The following is a 2,223-nucleotide window of genomic DNA, read 5'->3' on the forward strand; positions in this document are numbered from 1 at the left end:
GGCCCGCGTCGTGTCGAAGGCACAGATCGAGGGACTCGGGTACTCGCTCGATCCCGCCGATCACCTGATACCTCCCCTCACGGCGAGCCGCGCGGGTGCCACCGTGCCCAGCGACGGCGGGCCAGGTGCGGACCGCCGACCGGGCGAACGAGAACGTCGCGCGCATCGTCCTGCGGAGCGGTGACACGGCGGCCGGCGATCTTCCCGATGGCTGGTCGCGGGCCGTGCTGCGGGAGCTGGGCACCATCCAGGCCGGCCCGTCCAACCAGGTGGTCAAGCGGCTGCTGACCAACCACCGCTGACGGGATCGCGCTGGTGCTGCCCCGCGCCTGCTGGACGCGTTGCACGCGGGGCTGTCGGCAGAAGACGTCGCTGACGGGTTGGAAGGCTGGTCAGCCCATCGACACGAGACGGGCCCCGCCGTCGGTCTCGATGACTGTGCCGGTGAGGTTGGCGTTGGTGGCTGCGACGACGGTGACCTCGGCGATGTCGTCCGCGGTCGCGATCCGCTGGGTGGGGAGCGCCTGGGCGGCTTGGGCGAAGTATGCCTTCCGGGCCTCGTCGGGTATGCCACTCCACCAGGGGGTGTCGACCAGGCCGGGGGAGACGCCGTTGACCCGGATCGGCGCGAGTTCCACAGCAAGCGGCTTGACCAGGGCCTCGACGGCGCCGTTGAGGGCTGCGATGCCTGCGGTTCCTGGCATTCCGGCGCGGGCGGTGATCGCGCCGAGCAACGTGATGGAGCCGGTCGCTGTGAGGTGCGGCACAGCCGCCTGGATGGTGGTGAGGTGAGCCCAGAACTTCGCGTCGAAGGCTCGGCGGAGCATGTCGAAGTCCAGGTCAGCGACAGATCCCGAACCTTCGCTGCCACTGAGGCTGATGATCAGCCAGTCGATTCGGCCGATCGTCTCGATGACGGCGCTGATCTCGGCACGGTTGCCGCCGTCCGCCCGGTGGACGATCAGCTCCGGGTCGCTGGCCGCGACGTCATCGAGCCGCTGCTTGCCGCGGCCGACAACGTGGACCGTTGCGCCAAGGGCTTGCAGCCGCCGGGCGGTGGCCAACCCGATCCCAGACGTTCCGCCGACGACCAGCGCGCTGTGCTCGCTCACGTGATCTCCTAAATCGAACCGTTACGTCTCGTATCGGATTGACGATAGCATGACTCCGTGACCGACCACCCCATCCCGGTCCGACCCGGACGCAAGCGCAGCGAGGAGAGCCGGCTGGCCATCCTTGCCGCGGCGATCGAGCTCGTGGGAGAGGTTGGTTACGCAGGCTTGACGATCGAGGGCATCGCGGCCCGCTCCGGCGCGGGCAAACAGACGATCTACCGCTGGTGGCCGTCCAAGGCCGACGTGCTGCTTGACGCGCTGGCCACCAAGGCCGACCTGCACGTGCCCATCCCGGACGAGGGCAGTTACACCGCCGACCTGCGTGCCTTCCTCACGTCTAGCTTCCGGCTGGGCCGTGACCAGCGGGTAGCCGATGCACTGCGCGCCCTGATGGCCCACGCTCAGATCGACGAGGAGTTCCGGGGACGGTTCCGCTCCTCGTTCTTGCAGCGCCGCCGTGACGCGCTCGGGATCATCCTCGACCGGGCCCGGACCCGCGGCGAGCTGCCACCCGTCCCTTCCCCTGGCACCGCCGCTGACCTCGTCTTCGGCGTCATCTGGTACCGGATGCTTGCCACCAGCCAACCCGTTGACGAGAATCTGATCGACGAACTCGTAACCACGCTCACCGAACCACGACCCGCCGTCGGCACATCCACTCCAGCAGCGAGGAAGAGCACATGAGCGAATCCGTGACGCGGTACTGAACCTGCACGGTCCCATCGCCACCCAGGGCGCGGCGGAGTGGACCGTTCACCTGTCCGTTGCCCGGCCCGGCCCGGCCCGTCCACATGCTCGGCGCGATGTGGCACGATCTGGCAGGTGACGAGCAGACCCGTCGCGGCGCGGCGCCTGATCGACCTCGCGCGGCTGCGCCGCGTCCGCGACCGGATCGACCGGGAGTACGCGCGGCCGCTGGATGTCGAGGCGCTCGCCCGCGGCGCGCACATGTCGGCCGGGCATCTCAGCCGCGAGTTCCGGCTCGCCTACGGCGAGTCGCCGTACGCCTATCTGATGACGCGGCGCATCGAGCGCGCGATGGCGCTGCTGCGTCGTGGCGACCTGAGTGTCACCGAGGTCTGTTTCGCGGTCGGCTGCTCGTCGCTGG

The 2,223-nt window shown here is 69.4% G+C and carries 4 protein-coding genes; 3 read left to right on the plus strand and 1 reads right to left on the minus strand.

What is annotated here, in order from left to right:
• Positions 1-125: 125 nt before the first annotated feature.
• Complete coding sequence (locus tag AC08ON_RS17145) at positions 126-302, plus strand: hypothetical protein (RefSeq protein WP_157493378.1); 177 nt, start codon at positions 126-128, stop codon at positions 300-302.
• Positions 303-392: 90 nt separating this feature from the next.
• On the opposite strand, the gene AC08ON_RS17150 is transcribed toward AC08ON_RS17145, so the two are convergent.
• Positions 393-1,112 (minus strand): SDR family oxidoreductase, encoded by a 720-nt coding sequence (locus AC08ON_RS17150; protein ID WP_476608449.1) that lies wholly within the window; start codon positions 1,110-1,112, stop codon positions 393-395.
• 57 nt (positions 1,113-1,169) lie between these two features.
• Between AC08ON_RS17150 and AC08ON_RS17155 the strand changes: the two genes are divergently transcribed.
• Entirely contained in the window at positions 1,170-1,799 is a 630-nt protein-coding gene (locus AC08ON_RS17155; RefSeq protein WP_476608450.1) for a TetR/AcrR family transcriptional regulator, read from the plus strand.
• 138 nt (positions 1,800-1,937) lie between these two features.
• Positions 1,938-2,223, plus strand: a 286-nt coding sequence (locus tag AC08ON_RS17160) for a helix-turn-helix transcriptional regulator (RefSeq protein WP_476617345.1), incomplete at its 3' end; no start/stop codon positions are given.

The sequence above is a fragment of the Frankia sp. CoWAU3 genome, from assembly GCF_977971855.1.